General features: G+C 49.1%; 19 protein-coding genes. 7 read left to right on the top strand and 12 right to left on the bottom strand.

Features of this window, described 5'->3' with window-relative positions; all coding sequences use genetic code 11:
- Window positions 1–7 precede the first annotated feature (7 nt).
- From C7B65_RS13755 to nadA, 6 genes are all read right to left on the bottom strand, one after another.
- Window positions 8–3,322, bottom strand: a complete 3,315-nt coding sequence (locus tag C7B65_RS13755; protein ID WP_073073646.1) for a PAS domain-containing protein — start codon at window positions 3,320–3,322, stop codon at window positions 8–10.
- Between the two features lie 15 nt (window positions 3,323–3,337).
- A complete protein-coding gene (locus C7B65_RS13750; protein WP_073073648.1) occupies window positions 3,338–3,775 on the bottom strand; it encodes a response regulator in 438 nt (145 codons plus the stop codon).
- Complete coding sequence (locus C7B65_RS13745; RefSeq protein WP_342353004.1) at window positions 3,772–5,394, bottom strand: ATP-binding protein; 1,623 nt, start codon at window positions 5,392–5,394, stop codon at window positions 3,772–3,774. Before C7B65_RS13745 ends, C7B65_RS13750 begins: the two co-directional genes overlap by 4 nt.
- Before the next feature lie 13 nt (window positions 5,395–5,407).
- A complete protein-coding gene (locus tag C7B65_RS28785; RefSeq protein WP_223257426.1) occupies window positions 5,408–6,049 on the bottom strand; it encodes a hypothetical protein in 642 nt (213 codons plus the stop codon).
- An 11-nt stretch (window positions 6,050–6,060) separates the two neighbouring features.
- Window positions 6,061–6,336, bottom strand: a complete 276-nt coding sequence (locus C7B65_RS13740) for a helix-turn-helix domain-containing protein (RefSeq protein ID WP_073073650.1) — start codon at window positions 6,334–6,336, stop codon at window positions 6,061–6,063.
- A 182-nt stretch (window positions 6,337–6,518) separates the two neighbouring features.
- A complete protein-coding gene (gene nadA, locus C7B65_RS13735; protein ID WP_073073652.1) occupies window positions 6,519–7,478 on the bottom strand; it encodes a quinolinate synthase NadA in 960 nt (319 codons plus the stop codon).
- Between the two features lie 190 nt (window positions 7,479–7,668).
- Here nadA and C7B65_RS13730 point away from each other — a divergent pair, with 190 nt between their 5' ends.
- Window positions 7,669–10,110: an endonuclease MutS2 gene (locus C7B65_RS13730; RefSeq protein ID WP_073073654.1), complete on the top strand. Its 2,442-nt coding sequence runs from the start codon at window positions 7,669–7,671 to the stop codon at window positions 10,108–10,110.
- Between the two features lie 53 nt (window positions 10,111–10,163).
- Here the strand turns inward: C7B65_RS13730 and ilvN are convergent, their stop codons facing one another.
- Window positions 10,164–10,709 carry an acetolactate synthase small subunit gene (gene ilvN, locus C7B65_RS13725; RefSeq protein WP_425320467.1) on the bottom strand — a complete coding sequence of 182 codons (546 nt, stop codon included), beginning with the start codon at window positions 10,707–10,709 and terminating at the stop codon, window positions 10,164–10,166.
- A 160-nt stretch (window positions 10,710–10,869) separates the two neighbouring features.
- Here ilvN and C7B65_RS13720 point away from each other — a divergent pair, with 160 nt between their 5' ends.
- Complete coding sequence (locus tag C7B65_RS13720; protein WP_073073655.1) at window positions 10,870–11,241, top strand: BON domain-containing protein; 372 nt, start codon at window positions 10,870–10,872, stop codon at window positions 11,239–11,241.
- Window positions 11,242–11,346: 105 nt separating this feature from the next.
- On the opposite strand, the gene C7B65_RS13715 is transcribed toward C7B65_RS13720, so the two are convergent.
- The 3 genes from C7B65_RS13715 to psbO all read right to left on the bottom strand — a co-directional run bounded on the left by C7B65_RS13715 (window position 11,347) and on the right by psbO (window position 14,516).
- Complete coding sequence (locus C7B65_RS13715) at window positions 11,347–12,186, bottom strand: hypothetical protein (protein WP_073073657.1); 840 nt, start codon at window positions 12,184–12,186, stop codon at window positions 11,347–11,349.
- A gap of 238 nt (window positions 12,187–12,424) precedes the next feature.
- Entirely contained in the window at window positions 12,425–13,279 is an 855-nt protein-coding gene (locus tag C7B65_RS13710) for an RNA polymerase sigma factor SigF (RefSeq protein ID WP_397428402.1), read from the bottom strand.
- A gap of 409 nt (window positions 13,280–13,688) precedes the next feature.
- On the bottom strand, window positions 13,689–14,516 hold the full coding sequence (psbO, locus tag C7B65_RS13705; protein WP_073073659.1) for a photosystem II manganese-stabilizing polypeptide: 828 nt from the start codon (window positions 14,514–14,516) through the stop codon (window positions 13,689–13,691).
- Between the two features lie 318 nt (window positions 14,517–14,834).
- Between psbO and C7B65_RS13700 the strand changes: the two genes are divergently transcribed.
- Window positions 14,835–15,230, top strand: a complete 396-nt coding sequence (locus tag C7B65_RS13700; protein WP_244913204.1) for a hypothetical protein — start codon at window positions 14,835–14,837, stop codon at window positions 15,228–15,230.
- A 99-nt stretch (window positions 15,231–15,329) separates the two neighbouring features.
- Here C7B65_RS13700 and psbM read toward each other — a convergent pair whose 3' ends face one another.
- Both psbM and C7B65_RS13690 read right to left on the bottom strand, forming a co-directional pair.
- Window positions 15,330–15,440, bottom strand: coding sequence for a photosystem II reaction center protein PsbM (psbM, locus tag C7B65_RS13695; protein WP_068816372.1), 111 nt, complete (start codon window positions 15,438–15,440; stop codon window positions 15,330–15,332).
- Between the two features lie 50 nt (window positions 15,441–15,490).
- Window positions 15,491–15,904 (bottom strand): 2Fe-2S iron-sulfur cluster-binding protein, encoded by a 414-nt coding sequence (locus tag C7B65_RS13690; RefSeq protein WP_083583050.1) that lies wholly within the window; start codon window positions 15,902–15,904, stop codon window positions 15,491–15,493.
- A gap of 367 nt (window positions 15,905–16,271) precedes the next feature.
- Between C7B65_RS13690 and psbB the strand changes: the two genes are divergently transcribed.
- The 4 genes from psbB (at window position 16,272) to C7B65_RS29265 (ending at window position 19,350) form a co-directional block, all read left to right on the top strand.
- On the top strand, window positions 16,272–17,804 hold the full coding sequence (gene psbB, locus C7B65_RS13685; RefSeq protein WP_073073662.1) for a photosystem II chlorophyll-binding protein CP47: 1,533 nt from the start codon (window positions 16,272–16,274) through the stop codon (window positions 17,802–17,804).
- Between the two features lie 96 nt (window positions 17,805–17,900).
- Window positions 17,901–17,996 (top strand): photosystem II reaction center protein T, encoded by a 96-nt coding sequence (locus C7B65_RS13680; RefSeq protein WP_006635641.1) that lies wholly within the window; start codon window positions 17,901–17,903, stop codon window positions 17,994–17,996.
- Between the two features lie 164 nt (window positions 17,997–18,160).
- On the top strand, window positions 18,161–18,829 hold the full coding sequence (locus C7B65_RS29270; protein WP_223257427.1) for an RNA-guided endonuclease InsQ/TnpB family protein: 669 nt from the start codon (window positions 18,161–18,163) through the stop codon (window positions 18,827–18,829).
- A gap of 2 nt (window positions 18,830–18,831) precedes the next feature.
- Entirely contained in the window at window positions 18,832–19,350 is a 519-nt protein-coding gene (locus C7B65_RS29265) for an RNA-guided endonuclease InsQ/TnpB family protein (protein WP_223257428.1), read from the top strand.
- Window positions 19,351–19,408: the final 58 nt, after the last annotated feature.

The raw sequence follows: 19,408 nt of genomic DNA, 5'->3' as shown, positions 1-19,408 counted from the left end.
CGTAGGTTTAAGCTTTGTGCAAAGTGCTAATTGCATCAACGAGTTGCTCTAGATCAATCGGTTTTGACAGATGGAGTTGAAAGCCTGCTGCCAACGCCTGCTGCTGATTGGAGTCTCCCGCGTAAGCAGTCAGGGCGATCGCTGGAACATTCCCCCCTTGCTCTGATAACCGCGATCGAATCTGCTGCATCAGTTTATAGCCGTCCATTTCGGGCATACCAATGTCACTGATTAACACATCGGGTTGAAACGATTCCAGGCAGGCTAACCCTTCAGCAGCGGAGGCAGCGGCCAAAACCTCTGCGCCATATTGAGTCAGTACTGCTGTGAGCAATTCACGAGTATCCGGTTCATCATCCACAATCAGGACGTGAATGCCCGTCAGATCGAGTTCCGGCGCGGGTGATTTATCGGACTGGCTCCCTTCTGGCTCAGCATCCAGCAAAGGCAACCAAACGGTAAACGTTGCTCCTTGCCCTTCACCCTGGCTATCAGCAGCGATCGTGCCACCGTGCGCCTCAACCAACTGACGAACGATCGCTAACCCTAACCCCAGTCCGCCATACTGACGAGTTGTTGAAGCATCTTCCTGGCGAAATGAGTCAAAGACATGCGGCAGAAAGTCGGGGTTGATGCCTTTGCCCGTATCGCTGACTGTTATTTGTGCCTGGTTAGCGCTGCGCTCTAGCCGAATGTCTACCCGTCCATGATTAGAAGTGAATTTGATCGCGTTAGACAGTAGATTCCAAACAATTTGCTGGAGCCGCCCTGAATCGCCCGACACTCGCCCAATCTGAGGTAGCACCGAATGTAACAAAATTGATTTGGCAACGGCGGCGGTTCTAACCGTCTCGATCGCCGACTCAATGACAAACACCAGATCGACGGGAGCGACATTCATATTGAGCTTGCCGCGAAGGATTTTTGCGATATCAAGCAGGTCATCAATCAGTTGACACTGCAATTTGGCATTGCGTTCAATGGTTGCCAGAGCCTCAGATGTTCTAGCCGCATCCCATTTTCGGCTTTGCATCAGTTTTGCCCAGCCCAAAATCGGGTTGAGGGGCGATCGCAACTCATGCGAGAGAACTGCCAGGAATTCATCTTTGAGCCGATTGGCACGTTCAGCTTCGACTCTGGCGAAGCGCTCTTGTTCTAGCAAGCGTTTGCGATCGGTGATGTCTTGCACGTTGCCCAGCATTCGGACTGCATTACCCGCCGCATCATAAAACACCTGACCTCTAGACGCGATCCAGCGATCGCCCTCCGGATGCAGAATTCGATAATCCGACTCATAGTAACCTTGCTGCTGCTGGACAGCACAACTCACTGCTTCGGTAGCGGCGGCGAGATCGTCCGGGTGCAAATAAGTTTTCCACTGCTCATAGCTGGCTTCTGGGGTGGCTGGGTCAAGTCCAAACAGTTGGCAGTACTCTTCCGATACCTGTGCCTTATTTTGGATCATGTCCCAATCCCACAGACCTGAGCGCGTTGCTTTGTGCGCTAACCTCAAGCGGTTAGTACTCTCCTGCAAGGCTTGTTCTGCCTGTTTGCGATCGGTAATGTCTTCGGCAATCCCAGCAAACCGATAGATCTCACCAGCTTCATTTTGCAAGGGAAAACACCGATCGTGCACCCAGCAAATGCGACCGTCGTCTAAAACAATCCGGTACTCTTCGTCAAATTGCCCCGCCGCCGCTTTTGCTGCAAACGCTTTGTCAACCCATTCGCGATCAGCGGGATGAATATAACTGACCCAGACTTGTTGATCGGCGTATATCGCTTGCGGGTTAAGCCCCCACAGGCGATCATAGGCAGGGCTGACGTAAGAAACTCGGTTAGCGGGCATCTCTTTGATCCAGAAGACTGCATCAATATTTTCGGCAAGCTGGCGGAAGCGGGTTTCACTCTCTTGCAACGCTTCCACGTCTCGTTTACGTTCGGTGATATCGAGATCAATCCCCGCCATCCGCACGGGCTGACCGTTTAGATCATAAAAGACTCTGGCCTGAGTCAAGGCCCAGCGCACCCCCCCCTGCGGATGCAGTGCCCGAAATTCGAGGTTATAGTCTTCTCCGGTCGTGATTGCCCGATCGATCGCGGACAGCACTCGCTCACGATCGTCTGGGTGCAGGAGGGAGTTAAACATCTCAAAGGAGCCGTCAAACCCGCCGGGTTCTAACCCAAACAGGGCTTCCAGGTTATCAGACCAGGTAATTGTTCCAGTCTGAATATCCCAGTCCCAGGTGCCCATACACGAGGCTTGCATCGCCAACCGCAAGCGTTCTTCGCTCTTTCGCAGTTCCGCTTCGACCTGGTTGCGTTCCGCCAACTCATCTTGTGCCTGCTGATATAGTTCTGCCTGTCGCAAGGCAATGCTGACCTGAATTGCCAGTTCTTTGAGCAGATCGACTTCTAAGGCTTGCCACGATCGCGGTGCCGCACAGTGATGTGCAATCAGCAAGCCCCAAAAATGGTCGTCGTGCAAAATCGGCACTACCAAGTTTGCCTGCACTTGAAACTGAGCCAACAATCTAATGTGGCACGGGTCAATATTGCTGCTGTGAATATCTGGGATCGCCGTTACATTTCCTTGGCGATAGCGTTTGACGTAATCCTCGGCAAAGGCGACATCGTGAGTCACCGATTCGGGGCGGCTAAAGCGAAGGTAGTTTTCGGCAAGGCAGGGATCATATATGGACAAGTCCAGCAGCGATCGCCACTCTGCCACCACCGATTCGGCAACCACAGTGCCGTTGCCATCGGGTTGCAACTGAAAAATCAGCACGCGATCGGTATGCAGAAATTGCCGCACCGTGGCGGCCGTGGTTTGGAGGATCTCATCCAGATTGAGGGATTGATGAATTTTCTGGGTAATCTGCCAGACGACCTGTTCTCGTTCGATCCGCTGTTGCAGTTGGGTGTGTAGCCGCACCGTGGCGATCGCTCCATTCACCGCCAGATACAAGCCTTCGGGGGTAATTTGCTCCTTCACCAGATAATCTTGAGCGCCCGCTTTCATTGCTCGCACCGCGATCGCCTCATTCCCCTGCCCCGTCACTACAACCACTGGCAGACAAGGTTGGGGCGTGGGGGAGGGCAATTGCGCCAGAAACTCCAGCCCATCGAGATCGGGCAAGCGATAATCGAGCAATACCGCATCCGGTCGGTGCTGCCGCCAAAGCTCCAGCCCTTGCTGCCCTAGCGATGCTTCTAGAATGGTGTAGGAATAGTCCGGGTCGTGCAGCAAATAGCGCTGGTAGAGTTCTCGATCTTCCGGCGAGTCATCGACAATTAGAATCGTGCGCGAGATCACATTCATGGTTTAATCTTCAAATCAATTGGGGAGCGTGGTCACTTCAAACCAGTAATCAACCAGCAGTTGCACATCTCGCTTTAGTTGAGCAAAATTAATTGGCTTAACGATGTAGCTATTGACTCCAAATTGATAGCAGTCTTCAATGTCTTTTGGGTTGCTAGACGTGGTGAACACGACAACCGGAATGCTTTTCAGGTTTTTATTTTGTTTAATTTGGCGTAACACTTCTCGTCCATCGGTTCCCGGCAGATTCAAATCCAGCACAATTAGACCAGGACGGGGGGTAATTTGATCGATATAATCGCCTGTTCGATTGAGGAACGCAAGTGCCTGTTCGCCGCTGATACAGCGCTGAATGGAAATTGGAGTGGACGATCGGCGCAAAAATCGTTGCAGTGCCTCAAAATCTTCATTGCTGTCTTCCACAATTAACAACGGGGTGGGTCTGGCAATCATGCGTCTGCCTCCGCTGCCAGGGTGAAGTAAAACGTGCTGCCTTCAGCCGGAATTGATTTTACCCAAATTCTGCCGCCGTGCCGTTCCGCGATTTTGCGGGCGATCGTCAGCCCTGCCCCTGTGCCGCCGCCAAAGTCGTCCCGTCCATGCAGACGGCGAAAGATCTGGAAGATTTTGTCGAGGTGCTCTGGCGGAATGCCAATGCCGTTATCACCCACATAAAATGTGATCGGAGAAACGTTTCCTGCCCCTGCAATTTCTCCTTCCTGTCCTGCCAGATAGCCAATTTCTATCCATTTTTCTGCTTTGTTGTTGTATTTAATCGCGTTGCTAATCAAGTTGGTGAACAGTTCATTCACCTGAGCGCGATCGCATTTAACCTCCGGCAGGAAACGAGGAATGCGAAACTCGACTTCATTTTGCGGTCGGGCGATTGTCAGGGTGGCGATCGTTTGATGGACTAACTCATCGAGGTTCACCGTTTGGCGCATCAATTCGGCGCGTCCCAATCGAGAGAAATGCAGCAGCGAATTGATCAGGTCTTCCATACGTTGCGTCAGCCGCACCATCGTTTGCAGTTTTGCAACGCCATCGCCATCTAATGCCGTTGCATAATCTTCCATCAAGAAGTTGGCATAGTTGTGAATGCCCCGCAGTGGTTCTTTCAAATCGTGGGAGGCGATGTAAGCAAACGAATCGAGTTCTTCATTGCTCCGCTGCAATTCAAAATTCATTAGCGCCAATTCGTCTGCCTGCCGCAACACCACGCCCACCAGCAAACTTCGCAGTTCAATCACGGCTTCAATTTCGCAAGGTTTCCAGGGCAGCGCAGAAGCCCGCACTGTTTCCTGCCACAAATCAAACGATCGCCGCGGAGACATTCGCAAACTGTTGTCTGCTAAAACTTCGACGGGTTTGTTGGGGTTGCCGCCCCAATTTACGGTTTGAACCACCTCCGGGCGAAACCAGAGAATGTAGTTGTGGTGAACTTTGGAAATTTCCAGCGCTAGCACCCCACTGGCGATCGCCTTGAACGACTCGGCAGCGGGATAATTTTGGGAGAGCGATCGCGTTTCAAATAAGCTTTGATGAAAGTGAGGTTTCATCCAGTTGAGTAAGGCACGAACGTCCGCTTCAGCAGGGGTTTCACCCACGCAGATGCATTGGCTGGCGCTACAGATCACGGCTCCGGTTGCATTCACCAGTTGCAAAAGTTCAGGTTCCAGTTGCACCATGCCATCCAGGAAATACTCAGTCTGAGATAACGCTTCAATGAACTGGGCTTGTAATGTCTTTAACTGCACTTTGTAGGCTGTGTCTTCGTTGGTGACTTTATTTGCCAGTTCTGCCGACATCACCTGCCCAATAAACTCGCAAACTGTGCGGATATTGTAGGAAACATATTTGGGAGACAAATGATGGCAGGCAATCAATCCCCACAGCTTTTGATCCTGCATCAGCGAAATGGACATGGAAGCAGTCACGCCCATATTTTGCAGATATTCCAGGTGAAGGGGAGACACACTTCGCAACACGGACAAACTCAGATCAAGCGGTTGCTGAGTGACAGGATTGTTTGTCGGAGTTAACGCGACAGGCTGGTAGCTGACATCGGGAATTAGCCGCAGCCAGTTAAGGGTATACAGGTGTCGAGCTTGCTGGGGAATGTCGGAAGACGGATAGCGTAAGCCCAGAAGGCGTTTTCTGGTTGGTATCTTCTGCGATCACGCTGCCTGATTCCTCCGCATCAAACTGATAGACCATGACGCGATCGAAGCCAGTAATTCGCCGGACTTCTTTGACAACCTCTTGACACATTTCCAGCAGCGTCGGTGCTTTTTGAATGCGGGTAATCGTGCCTTTCACTTGATGATAAAAGTCGAAAAAGTTGGCATGACTCTCGATGGTATTCGGCTCTAATTCCAGCACAATGAACGAATCTAGGCGATGCACAATGCCATCAAACGCGATGGATTGATGCTGCCGCTCGATCGATAAATTGAGCGGATTAACGCTCTCAAAATCCTCTGTCAAACATTGCTGAATTAGCTTAACCTGCTCGTCACCCAATAAATCTGCCAACGGCTGACCTAGCAATTCCTCGGCAGAGCGATTGAGCAGTTCAAACGTGTTGCGGCTTACCTGAAGGATTTCTAGATTGGAACCGTGCAAAACTAGCAGCACCCCATGAGGTTGAACCAGTCCTGGAATGTGGATCGGTTCGCGATCGCAGTTAGTTAAATCGATTGTCAAATCCAGCGTTTCGTCAGACATTATTTAGATTCTTAAATTTCTCGTTGATTTGGCAGTGCTTCTGGAAAATGGCGATCGAGTAACTGTTGACACTGCTGCGATCGCTCTGCTTCAAGAGTGGTGCTTATCTCTTTCAGCATGGCTTTAATCTGTTTTAGTGCCAGGGGAGAGGGTTGCATATGGGTATTTTCCCATCGATTAACGGTGCTGTAAGTCACACCTAAAGCAGCGGCAAATTGTTCTTGGGTCAATCCAGTTAATTGCCGAAGTTCACGAATTAACCGACTAATTTCAGGTTGCTTCAGCATATTTACCTTCAGCACGAAATTCTAGTGTTTTTTGTGTAAAGCACTATGGCAAACGCTACAGAAAATTGTACCTTAGCCTATGAATTCACTTCTTTGTCTTCTAAAAGATTTAATAAGTTGGGTTTTAACGCAATGGTTGAAACTGAGATCGGAGCGGTTGGGTTGAATCGACATGATCAGTATTAGATGCTCATTTCTAGCATTCTTTGAATTGGACGTAGGGCAGCGAGGCGAGTCTGTTCAGGCAAGGTGATTTCTGGCGATCGAGTCTTCATTGCCAGATACAACTTTTCTAATGTGTTGAGTCGCATATGAGGACACTCGTTGCAAGCACAGTTGTTCACTGGCGGAGCGGCGATGAATTGCTTGTTAGGGGCAGCTTTCTGCATTTGATGAAGAATCCCCGCTTCGGTTGCCACAATAAAAGACTCGCTTGAGCTTTTCTGGCAATAGTTCAACAAAGCCGTTGTCGAACCGATGTAGTCGGCGTGGCGCAACACCGCAGGTTCACATTCTGGGTGAGCGATCACCTCAGCTTCAGGATGCTGAATCTTGAGTTGCACCATTTTCTTCTCAGAAAACGTTTCGTGCACCATGCAGCTTCCTTGCCAGAGCACCATTTCTCGCCCAGTTTGTTCGCTGACATACTTACCGAGGTTGCGATCGGGCGCAAAAATAATTGGCTGATCGGCAGGAATTTGACGGACGATCGACACTGCATTCGCGCTGGTGCAAATAATGTCACTCATTGCCTTAATGTCTGCTGTGCAATTTATGTAAGAAATTACCAAATGATCGGGATGTTTTGCCTTAAATTGGGCAAAGGCATCGGGCGGACAACTATCGGCAAGAGAACAACCCGCGTCTAAGTCTGGCAGCAACACCAGTTTGTTAGGATTGAGAATCTTCGCGGTTTCTGCCATAAAATGCACGCCTGCGAAAACAATTACGTCGGCCTCAGTTTTAGCAGCTTGTTGCGAAAGCCCCAAAGAGTCGCCTAAATAATCGGCAACGTCTTGAATATCAGGATCTTGGTAGTAGTGCGCCAAAACCACCGCATTGAGTTCGCGCTTGAGGTCAGCGATCGCACCAAACAAATCACGAGGCAAGCCGACTTTGGGAGAAGAAAGAGTAGTAAACACAATGGCAACCCGAAAACGATGAACCTCTATTCTAGTATTTATAGTTTAATTTACCAAAAATATCAAGACAAGTTTTAGCAGAAGCTACCACTTAAAAAATGAGATCTATCCCTTGTCAGATTCACTCCCCATTCTTCCTCCCGCATCCTTCTAGAATGGGATTAGTAGCCTTTACCGAAACTTTCAAGCTTTGATCCAATCGGAGACTTTAGAACTATTGGAGTGGTCGCGCCTTTGTCAGCACTTAGCGACATTTGCAGCGACGAAATTAGGTGCGATCGCCGCCCGTCGGCTCAAAATTCCGGCTCGTCAAGCAGACACGCTGACGCTGTTAGCGCAAACTCAAGAAGTCTATAGCTTAGAGAGTCGGTTGCCCAGTGGGTTGCGCTTTGACGGCATTGACGATATTGGTGAAGCGATCGAACGTGCCGCCCTGCAAGGCATTTTGTCAGGAGCCGAACTGCTGGCGATCGCCAAGACATTATCAGGTGCTAGAACGCTGCGACGGACGATCGACAACCAAGACGAGATTCCCGTCTTGAGTGTTCTCGTGTCTGAGCTACGAACCTATCCTGAAATTGAGCAGGAAATTTATCGCTGTATTAACGACGACGGTAAGGTGAGTGAGCGGGCGAGTCCTAAACTGGCTGAGATTCGGGCAAAGCAGAAACAACTGCGCGATCGCATTTACGATTTGCTGCAACGACTTATGCAGCGTCAGGCAAACGCCATTCAAGAGCAACTGATCACACAACGCGACGGGCGATATGTTGTTCCGGTGAAAGCGCCTCAAAAAGATGCCGTTCCGGGCATTGTTCACGATACGTCGATGAGCGGGGCAACGCTTTATGTCGAGCCAAACTCAACGATTCAGTTCAACAATCAACTTCGACAGCTCCAGCGTCAAGAACAGGTTGAAGAAGAAGCCGTTCGACGAGTCTTGACAGAACAGGTTGCTGCGGTTCAAGACGACTTAGAAAGACTGCTCGTGATCTGCACCACGCTGGATCTGGCGACGGCTCGGGCCCGCTATAGCCTTTGGTTAGAAGCCAATCCGCCGCGGTTTATCAACTATGTGGCTAGAGAAAATGTGTCTCCTGAAGTCGTGACGCTGCGTCAACTTCGCCATCCGCTGCTCGTTTGGCAACAGCGGCATGAACAGGGTCGATCGGTGATTCCGATCGATTTGTTCATTCAGCCTCAGATTAAAGTTGTGGCGATTACAGGGCCCAATACTGGAGGAAAAACCGTCACGCTCAAGACTTTCGGATTAGCGATTTTGATGGCAAAAGTCGGATTGTTTATCCCGGCTCGTGAGCCTGTAGAGTTGCCCTGGTTTGATCAAGTTCTTGCCGATATTGGCGATGAGCAATCGTTAGAGCAAAGCCTTTCAACGTTTTCGGGTCATATCCGGCGGATTAGTCGCATCTTGAATGCGCTGACAGTTGATGAAGACTCAACGCAGTCAGAGAATTCTGATTTAAAACTCGTCTCAAATTCTCTCGTTTTATTAGATGAAGTCGGAGCCGGAACCGATCCGACCGAAGGTAGTGCGCTTGCGATCGCGCTGCTCAAATATCTCGCCGATCACGCAGCACTGACGATCGCCACAACCCACTTTGGCGAACTTAAAGCGCTTAAATATGAAGACGATCGCTTTGAGAATGCCTCGGTTGAGTTTGATGATGTCTCTTTGTCTCCCACTTATCGCTTGCTGTGGGGCATTCCTGGACGATCGAATGCGCTGACGATCGCGCGTCGCCTCGGACTCAAAGAAGACATCATTCAAAGCGCTCAAGAACAGGTAGGCGGTGCCTCTGAAGATGTCAACCAGGTAATTGCAGGATTAGAATCTCAACGGCGACGACAAGAAACCAAAGCCCAAGAAGCGGCAAAAATCCTGGAGAGTGCCGAAAAACTGTATCGGCAAGTCTCCGACAAAGCTGCCAATCTCCAAGAACGGGAGCGATCGCTGCAACAGGCGCAAGAAAAAGCTGTTCAGGACGCGATCGTTGAGGCAAAGTCTGAAATTGCGAAAGTCATTCGCCAACTGCAAAAGGGCAATGTCACCGCTCAAGATGCCCAACAAGCCACTGATGCCTTAAACCGCATTGCTGAAAAACAGCTTCCTTCTCGCCAACCTGCCAAACCTAAACCGGGATTTCGTCCGCAGGTGGGTGATAAAGTCCGCATTCCTCGATTGGGGCAAACTGCGGAAGTGATCAGTGTTTCAGACGATGAAGAACTGGTCGTGCGGTTTGGTTTAATGAAGATGACCGTTCCTTTGCAGGATGTTGAGTCTTTGACGGGCGAAAAACCTGCCAAGCGAGAAGAGCGCAAATCCGACGATCGTAAATCTGAGGAAAAAACTCCGCCACCTCCCACGCCAGCAATTCGCACGTCTCGCAACACCATTGACATTCGTGGCAATCGGGTTGCCGATGCTGAAATTTTGCTCGATCGAGCGATTTCTGAAGTCGGTGGAGCGATTTGGATTATTCACGGTCACGGCACGGGGAAACTGCGGCAAGGCGTTCATGCATTCTTGCAGCAACATCCGCGCATCCAGCGATTTGAGTTGGCTCCTCCAGAAGACGGTGGTTCTGGAGTAACGATCGCCTATCCGATTTAGTGAAGTTTTACAGAAATCTCAGTTCAACAGATTTACGGATAATGACTAGACGCTCAAACTTTAGCTTCCAGTGATTTGAGAAATTCGGTATTAACGCCTGATTCACGGGTCAGCGCGATTTTGCCTGTGCGAGCGATTTCGCGGATTCCAAACTTATTTAGCACCTGAACGATCGCGACCATCTTCCCTGGATCGCCTACTACTTCCAACGTCAGCGAGTCTTCTGACACATCCACAACTCGTGCGCGGAAAATTTTAGCGAGTTCGACAATTTCCGACCGATTCGTGCTTCCGGCGTTCACTTTCAGCAACATCAACTCCCGCTCCACACAGGGAACTTCGGTAATGTCTTGCACCTTGATCACATTAATCAGCTTGTAGAGTTGTTTGGTCAACTGCTCAATGGTGCGATCGTCTCCCGGCACCACCATTGTGATTCGTGAAACGCCCATTTGCTCGGCTGGGCCTACCGCGAGACTTTCGATATTAAACCCCCGACGGGCAAACAATCCAGCAATCCGAGTCAAAACCCCGGCTTCGTCTTCAACCAGAACAGAAAGGGTGTGCTTCATCGCCGTATTGGTCAACAGAAAAATCAAGTTTTCCTATTCTATCGTGCAACTTCACGAATACTATTGTGTTTGCCCAAACAGCTTTATATCCTCTCGATCGGATATTATTCTCGCTGTAGGTAGATGCGCTGTGGTGCTCTAACCGTTCTAATTAATTGTGTAGATTTTACGTGGAGCAAAGGCTTTTATGGGTTGGTTACAAAGACTGTTCGGGCAAGAAAAACCCCCAGATCCTCAGCAGGCAATTAGTGGGCAGCCAGTGGCTCAAGCCCCAATGGATGCCTCTGCTGGTTCCCCGGCTGCTGAAGCAATTCCGCCTGAAAGAGTCGGTTTAAATGGCGAATATGACCAAAGCGGGTTAGCAAAACGAGTTGCTCTGGCGTTTGATCAAGATTCTGAAGTCGCTGACCTAGATCACGTTTATGTGGCTCAAACAGGCACCACTGTGGTGCTTAAAGGTAAAGCACCCAGCCAAGAAATCGTCAATAAGCTGGTTGAAATTGCCAACAATGTCAACGGTGCATCGGCGGTTAGTACCGATCAGGTTGAGATTGGCTAATTCACCAAGCTTTTCTAATCTCGATATGTAGCTTGTGCAAACGGGCTACATTTTTTTGACTTGCTCTACCGCCCTGGTACAGGGTATCGAGCGAATGCCAATCGCTTAAACCCGAAACTGAAAGGTTGGCGCGATCGCGGTCGGTGAGCCACCTACTAAGGATGGTTTATCGCCCACGGCTCTCGATACTTCTATGCCGTTCTGTTCTAAAATCACGACCGGATCAGAGCCACCGTTGACTTCAATTCGCTTGACCAAAATTTGTCCGTTTGAGAGACGTTGACCTGCTCTGACATAGCGGGTCGTTGCCTCATTCGGCGCTTTGACGATCGCTTGTGGAACACCCCCTACTACCACAACCCCTGAAACTTCTACGGCTCTCGCTAGAGTTGGTTCTGGGAGCGGCGGTAGGGCAGTAATGGTGGGCGTAGAGGGTTTAGACGCAACGGAGGGAGTAGACGATCGAGAAATCTGTCTTCGAGAAATTGATCTTTGAGCGGGGGGAGTAGGCGACCTTCCAGAAGCGACTGACTGAGGAGCCTGACGAGAACTCGGGAGTTGAGGAGGGCTTGCAGTTTGATCGCCTGTTCCTGACCCGGATGTGTCATTTCCTGCGGGTGTGCCAGAGGTTCCCGCAGGGGTCTTAAAAGTGATTAGTGGAGCTAGACTTGCAAAGGGATCATTCTGGTTTTTCTTGACGTTAATCCCAGCTTGAACTTGACGTGCGCGCTCAGCTGGATCGGTCGATTGCAGCAGACCTGGGATTCGAGCGGCCGCTAGATTTGCTTTCTTGTCACCCGCCTTTTCAGAAACCAAAGGCCTTGAGAAGGGCTGCACCGCTGCTGGAGACGGACTTGCAGGAGGATTATTCGATTGCTCTGAGGCACAACCGCCAACCAATATAGAGAACGCTCCCACACAGGCAATCAAAGACTTCTTCTGCATTTCCTCTCCTCAAGAATTCCGCGCCGATAGGTTTCCAGCCCTGCCTGTTAAATAAAATTAAGTCAATCGCATCTACAAATGATTTTGTACTTCTGCAAAATGCTTAGTTTTGACTTTAACGGGAGAAACTTTGAATATCCCTAGTATGCCCTAAACTTTTGGCGATCGATACACTTTGTTTCACCCAAATAAAGCTGTTCGCTCGGAAGAATTGAAACGGCTGATGATGAAATACTCTCTAGTCTTCAAGTCCTACCATCAATTTTTGAAGTGATTCCAAGCCTTTTTTCACGCGACGGGAGACGGTGACAGCACTGATGCCCATGCGTTCTGCCGTTTCTTTTTGAGTCAAATCATGTAAAAAGACAAACTCTAGAACTTGTCGGGTTCTCATTTCTAGTTGAACAAGCGCCTGCTGCAAACGAATTTGATCTTCTTGAGCAAGTTGAAAGCTTCGATATTGATTATCCGGCACCAAATCACCGATCGTAGCGTTGCCGTTGTCTTCATCTCGAATAGGCGCATCTAAACTCAAAAGTGCCCGGTTTTGACAAGCTACTTTGATTTCTTGCCACTCATTCAAAGGGATTTCTAAGACGGCTGCCAATTCGGCATCAGTAGGATTGCGATGTAAGGTCGCTTGCAGATCGCGAATCACCCATACTGACTGACGCTGAAGCGCTTGCCATCGTCGCGGAATCCGCATTGAGGGGCTTTTGTCGCGTAAATAGTGCTGAATTTCGCCTCGGATATAGGGAATCGCAAATGAGCTAAAGGCGTGACCTTTAGACATATCAAATCGCTCGATCGACCGGATCAAACCAATGCAACCGACTTGCAGCAAATCTTCATAGCTTTCAGTGCATTGGTTGATCCAATGATGGGCTTCTTTTCTAACCAGTCCAAAATTTAGCTCGACAAGCTGATTGCGGGTTTGTGAAGAAGGAGACTTCTGATACTCCCGCAAAAGTTGCAAGCTTTCACTCCTCAGTTCATTGGCGATGAGAGTTGACATGACGAAGTTCAGTTGGTAGAGCGGGTCAATAAATACGCTAGACTCAGTTCTCAGAATTTCTTTAGAAACTGCTGTCATCGTTAACACCACTTTCAGAAGGCTACAGGAATTTGAAAGCGTTGAAAAGATCTAACCTGACGGAGTGATAAACCTTTAACTTCTCTATTTAGCGGACAAGGGTTGTCTACTAATTCCCTAACACGTACTTTCTGAAGTGATGGATTAAACCTATTCTTTATGTCTGATTACTTACTAGAGCATTTCTACTGAATCTAGTTTTTTGGATTTTTTCTCATTACTGCTAACCCTGTCATATCGGAGCGGGAATTTTTTTTGTAAACACGTAGTGGTTTTTTTGACTTATGGAGAGTTCCCTAAAAAGATTGTTTGCAATAAAAAAGGGGCATAGCCCCTCGAAATTAGTGATTTTAAGGCTGGGTCAGAATTAGGAACTTCATAGAAGCTTTATAAAATCTGACCCATTGAATTACGCATTAGGTGCAACTCGTGCGTAGAAAAGTCCACGAATCTTTACCTCACTCGGTTCGCGGGAACCCATGTCTGTATCAGAGGGCTGTAAGCTCTCAAAAGTTCCTGCAATTTCGCCCGTCGTGCCGTCAATTTTGGCAACGCTGAGAGCAATTTTGCCTTTGTCTAGCTGGAATTGCTTGACGTTTTCCTTCCGAAGTTCTTCACTATCCGCCTGACCCGGTAGACCAACCGCGTTGTCATAACCTGTGGTTAGACCGCGACCCTTAGGATCTAAAAAGTTAGAAGTCCGGTAGGATGGAACGCGGAACTCGCCTACTAAGTCAGTAGAGGTGCTGACGCTGTTCTGCCCCGGTTGGCTGTTGGCAACGAGTCCTTTAATGGTGAACAGGAAAGGCACCCGTTCGCCACCCGGAAGCTGGACGGTGGTTGCCTGAAAGTCAATGCCATCTTCTTCTTTAAAGGTCAGGCTGCCGTCTGCATTTGCAGTGAGCGCGCCTGAAACAGCATCGATCGAAGACGTATAGCGAGTCATGAGCTTGGTTGGCACAAACTCGGCTTCCTTGCGCTTGTTGGTCGGCTCTTCTTTGACAAAGAAAGCAGTCGGCTGCAAGCAAAGGCTATTGATAGAGTAGGATTTGCCGTTTTCGAGGGGAATGACTCCACGAGACGTTTCTTCAAGCTGAGGGCAACTGTTAGCTAAACCAGTTCCTACAATTTGGTCATAAGTCAGGGCTTCAGTGCTGCTGGCCGGAGCCTCACTGCAAGCGGTTAACACACTCATGCATAGTGCCAAAAGTGTGACGATTAAAGCGCGATACCTCATGTCAACCTCAAAGTCAATGTAAAAAATCCTGCCAGCGCAATTTCAAATTGACTAGCGTGGAAGACTGCTCTGAGAGCTAACTGCCACAACGGTCAAGAAAGCGCGCTGAACTGCTGCCACGTCAAATCGAAATTTCTATAATTTCTGGAGTGGTTCGGGCGGAACCTCTCAGAGTATTTTACAGACTTTAGTTAACTTTTTAAGAATCCTCTAAGGGATAGATCTTAGTTAAGTCAAAAATTACTGCATCTGAATTGATTAGGAGGGGCGATCGTGAAGCTGAAATGATATCTCCTGATTAAGCTGTTAAGAGTGGGTATGCTTGACCAGGCAGCGTGTGGAGTTTTGAGGGATAGGATTGGGATGGGTAGTGATGTGAATTTTGAGTCAGAATCGCCTGAGTTTGAGCAGATTGCAAATTCAATTAAGAAGCTGGCTGAAGCGTCAAAAGGAGATAGCGTCGGGCTTCTTGCCTTGCTCAGGCTGCTAGAAAGCTTGCACCGAGAAGTTTGTGAGGGGCTTTTTCAAGAGTCTTTGCCAGACAATCGACAGGCACTTTATGCACTCTTGAGAGACATCGAAGCGAAGGGTGGTTGGCCCTATATTCGACGGATGGGGCTGCAATCTTTTCTGATCAATTTGTGTCCAGATGCTTTTGATGGAGATTCCGAGGCTACGGTTTCTGAAACAAATTCTGAGACTGAAGCTTCATAAATCGTAATAGTTGAGCTACGTTCTCATAATTTTAAGAAAGGCGCAGAACGATCGTTCTGCGCCTTTCTTAAAATGGACATAACCAATTGAAACTTGCTGTTATTTATCCGACTGACGGCTGGCGGTTTGGATATAAAGAATCAGCAAAAACACGCTGGGAACCAGCACAAACAGAAGGCTTGCAATAAACCCCAAATCATTAACTTGCATAAAGCCCAGTTCCTATATCAATCTCGGCATTAACACTCTTTAGAATACCACTAAGGCTTAGTTTTAACGCTGACAGCCCCGTGAACTAAAGCTTGGCAAGCCAGCCGATAGGTGGCGGGCTTTTTTTTAAGTTTGCGGTTCTCAAAATCAGTGCGAGGAGAGAGATTGTCTGCGCCTTCTACAATCTCTACAATGCAGGTTCCACACTGACCGTAGCCTCCACAGTTCATCATTTTTCCGCCGAAGGTGTAGAGGTCGATACCCGTCTCGATCGCCTTAATTCTTAAATTTGCCCCGTCGGATGCGATCGCCTCTTTACCTTCCTTAACAAACGTAATGCTGACTGATTGAAACAGTGGCTTTGCGGGGTTGCTCACTGTTTCTGGCTCAATGGCTGGACTCTCATTGGGGTTGATCGACTGGATATTTTCTGCTGGCTGGATATCTGTGTCTGCTGACTGCATGGCTTCTACGCTCCTAACTGAATTCTTTGCGGCTGATTTAGTTTGAAAAACTGCCCATTTGATCTGTAACTTAATCTATCAACAAATTAAGAATTGTTAACGGTCTCTAGCTGAGAATTTGTCCTCTTCTCAGGTATCTGTAATTTGCTTGCAATAGGCTCTAACACTGGTTACACTTCGTTATACACTTTCATTTTTACAGTAACAGTTGTCAAACTATCCACGCTCTTCTTTTTAGGGGTTGCGGGGCATGATTGCAAAGTGAGAAGTCGCCCTTAATCTGGTAGATTTACCAGTACATGGCACTTTAACAAAATGCTGAAAAGAGCGTTGCAGTAGACACAATTTATTAGGAGGAGCGTAGTCAATGGGACTACCCTGGTATAGAGTCCATACCGTCTTGGTGAACGATCCAGGGCGGTTAATCGCTACTCACCTGATGCACACTGCCTTAGTTGCAGGCTGGGCGGGTTCAATGGCGCTGTATGAACTGGCGATCTTTGACCCAAGCGATCCAATCTTGAATCCGATGTGGCGACAAGGCATGTTTGTGTTGCCCTTCATGACCCGCTTAGGCGTATCTTCTTCGTGGGCAGGTTGGAGCATCACGGGCGAGTCAGGCATCGACCCCGGTTTTTGGTCGTTTGAGGGCGTTGCGATCGCCCACATCGTGCTATCTGGTTTGCTATTTTTAGCAGCTTGCTGGCACTGGGTTTATTGGGATTTAGAACTGTTTAGAGATCCTCGCACGGGCGAGCCTGCTCTAGACTTGCCGAAAATGTTCGGGATTCACTTGTTTTTATCTGGCTTACTTTGCTTTGGCTTTGGTGCTTTCCACCTCACAGGGCTATTTGGTCCTGGGATGTGGGTATCTGATGCCTACGGGATTACAGGCAGCGTTCAACCCGTTGCGCCAGAATGGGGGCCAGCAGGATTCAACCCGTTTAATCCGGGTGGAATTGTTGCTCACCACATTGCAGCGGGCATCGTCGGCATTATTGCAGGTCTGTTTCACTTAAGTGTTCGTCCACCTGAGCGACTTTATAAGGCGCTGCGGATGGGCAACATTGAAACCGTTCTAGCCAGTAGTATCGCGGCGGTGTTCTTTGCGGCGTTTATCGTGGCAGGAACCATGTGGTATGGAAATGCGACGACCCCGATCGAGCTATTTGGCCCCACTCGCTATCAGTGGGATGCGGGCTATTTTAAGCAAGAGATCAATCGTCGCGTTCAGACCAGCATCGCCAACGGCACCAGCCCTGAAGCGGCTTGGGGAGAAATTCCTGAGAAGCTGGCGTTCTATGACTATGTAGGTAACAGCCCTGCGAAAGGTGGCTTGTTCCGCACGGGTCAGATGGACAAGGGTGATGGCATCGCTCAAGCTTGGTTAGGGCACCCGGTCTTTAAAGACAGCGAAGGCAGAGAACTCTCAGTTCGTCGCTTGCCCAACTTCTTTGAGAACTTCCCGGTGGTGCTGGCAGATGCCGATGGCGTGGTTCGAGCCGACATTCCGTTTAGAAAGGCTGAATCTAGATACAGCTTTGAACAAGCAGGTGTCACGGCTACCTTCTATGGCGGTATGTTGGGTGGTCAAACCATCACTGACCCTGCTCAGGTGAAGCGCTATGCGCGGGCGGCTCAGTTGGGCGAACCCTTTGAGTTCGATCGGGCAACGCTAAACTCTGACGGGGTGTTCCGCACCAGTCCTAGAGGCTGGTTTACCTTTGGTCATGCAGTCTTCGCTCTGCTGTTCTTCTTTGGTCACATCTGGCACGGCTCTCGCACCATCTTTCGGGATGTGTTTGCAGGGGTTGACCCAGATCTGGCTGAAGAGCAAGTCGAGTGGGGGTTCTTCCAGAAGGTGGGTGACAAGAGCACTCGCAACCAGACTCAGACTTAAGCAATTTGGGTTTGGCGGTTTCCGATTTAGAGAATTGTCAAACCCAAATTGTCGCTTGATTCGCTGGAATACACTCACAACTCAGGACATTCAGATATGGAAAGCGTCGCTTACATTTTGATTCTTGCTCTCGCGATCGGTGTGCTATTTTTTGCGATCGCCTTCCGCGAACCTCCTCGGATTGGCAAATAGCACCCAAAATTCTTGAACCGACACCTGTCTAGCGCTTTACCTTTGGCTAGGCAGGTATTTTTATGTCAAAAAAGCACCCATCTGGTTGAGACAAATTGTGCGACTCAACTCTAGCTACTCTTCAAGCATTCTAGAAAAATCTCTAAATCTGCTAGAATCATAGAGTGTTGAGCCTGACCTACACCTACCGAATCTACCCAGACCTGAACCAGGAACTCGAAATGTTGTTCTGGTTGGAGCAATGCCGCAAGGTCTATAACTATGCTTTGCGCGAACGCAAGGACTGGATTAACTCACGTAAATGTGCCGTCAATGCTTGTAGCCTCAGCCAGGAATACATCATTCCAGCAGACGTACTGTACCCCGACTACTACACTCAAAAGAAAGCCCTGACTCAAGCCAAGAAAGACCTTCCAGACCTTCAGCGCGTCGATGCCCAAGTGTTGCAAGACACGCTGAAACGACTGGACAGATCCTTTAAGTTTATGAAAGAGCGACAATTTGGGTTTCCAAGGTTCAAGAAGTTTGGGCAGATTCGATCGGTTGTGTTTCCGCAATTCAAGGCAAGTCCCCTCAGAGGCACTCAAATCAAGTTGCCGAAAGTGGGGTTGATGCCGATTAACCTGCATCGTCCTGTCCCAGAAGGATTTGACATCAAGCAAGTGCGGGTGGTTCGTAAAGCATCGGGCTGGTATGCTCAACTGATTCTGCAATGTGATGTCTTGGTGCCCGATATCTTGCCGCACGGGGAAGCCATCGGCATTGATTTGGGACTGGAAAAGTTCCTGGCGGTTTCGACCGGACAGTTGATTCAACGACCCCGCTTTTTGTAGACTTGCAAGGCAAGCTGAAATGGCTGCAACGCAAACTGAGAAACAAAAAGAAAGGGTCTGCCAACTACCGGACAGTGCAAGCTAAGATTCGACTGCTGCATGAACGCATTCACACGATTCGCAGAGAGTTTCACTTTCAAACGGCTCATCAACTTTGTAATGACGTTGGTATGATCTTCGCCGAAGACCTCAACCTCAAAATGATGAGTCGCGGGATGTTGGCAAAGCATTGTCTTGATGCCGCGTGGGGTAACTTTCTGGATATCCTGAAATGGGTCTGTTGGAAGCGCGGAGTGTTTTTTGCCAAGGTAGACCCAAACGGGACAAGTCAAACTTGCCCGCAGTGCGGAGCGCATACCGGAAAGAAAGAACTGAGTCAGCGTGTGCATGAATGCGATGAATGTGGCTATATCACAGATAGAGATGTGGCTGCTGCCCAAGTGGTGATGCAGCGTGGACTTGTAGCGGTGGGACACACCGTGATACTGCCTGTGGAGGAAGGTTGCTTGGCACCCCGATGAAGCAGGAAACCTCAAAGGCGACTTTGAGAAGCCCACTTCATATCGCCTAGCGGTTGGT

Source organism: Phormidesmis priestleyi ULC007 (genome assembly GCF_003003695.1).
GTDB classification, from domain to species: Bacteria; Cyanobacteriota; Cyanobacteriia; order Leptolyngbyales; family Leptolyngbyaceae; genus Phormidesmis_A; species Phormidesmis_A priestleyi_A.
This window is presented reverse-complemented; position numbering and strand designations above follow the sequence as displayed.

Bases quoted from the DNA above. Each gene is read 5' to 3' on its own strand.
- C7B65_RS13755 (WP_073073646.1), bottom strand. From the start codon at position 3,322: ATGAATGTGATCTCGCGCACGATTCTAATTGTCGATGACTCGCCGGAA.
- C7B65_RS13750 (WP_073073648.1), bottom strand. From the start codon at position 3,775: ATGATTGCCAGACCCACCCCGTTGTTAATTGTGGAAGACAGCAATGAA.
- C7B65_RS28785 (WP_223257426.1), bottom strand. From the start codon at position 6,049: ATGTCTGACGAAACGCTGGATTTGACAATCGATTTAACTAACTGCGAT.
- C7B65_RS13740 (WP_073073650.1), bottom strand. From the start codon at position 6,336: ATGCTGAAGCAACCTGAAATTAGTCGGTTAATTCGTGAACTTCGGCAA.
- C7B65_RS13720 (WP_073073655.1), top strand. From the start codon at position 10,870: ATGGGTTGGTTACAAAGACTGTTCGGGCAAGAAAAACCCCCAGATCCT.
- C7B65_RS13715 (WP_073073657.1), bottom strand. From the start codon at position 12,186: ATGCAGAAGAAGTCTTTGATTGCCTGTGTGGGAGCGTTCTCTATATTG.
- C7B65_RS13710 (WP_397428402.1), bottom strand. From the start codon at position 13,279: ATGACAGCAGTTTCTAAAGAAATTCTGAGAACTGAGTCTAGCGTATTT.
- psbO (WP_073073659.1), bottom strand. From the start codon at position 14,516: ATGAGGTATCGCGCTTTAATCGTCACACTTTTGGCACTATGCATGAGT.
- C7B65_RS13700 (WP_244913204.1), top strand. From the start codon at position 14,835: ATGCTTGACCAGGCAGCGTGTGGAGTTTTGAGGGATAGGATTGGGATG.
- psbM (WP_068816372.1), bottom strand. From the start codon at position 15,440: ATGCAAGTTAATGATTTGGGGTTTATTGCAAGCCTTCTGTTTGTGCTG.
- C7B65_RS13690 (WP_083583050.1), bottom strand. From the start codon at position 15,904: ATGCAGTCAGCAGACACAGATATCCAGCCAGCAGAAAATATCCAGTCG.
- psbB (WP_073073662.1), top strand. From the start codon at position 16,272: ATGGGACTACCCTGGTATAGAGTCCATACCGTCTTGGTGAACGATCCA.
- C7B65_RS13680 (WP_006635641.1), top strand. From the start codon at position 17,901: ATGGAAAGCGTCGCTTACATTTTGATTCTTGCTCTCGCGATCGGTGTG.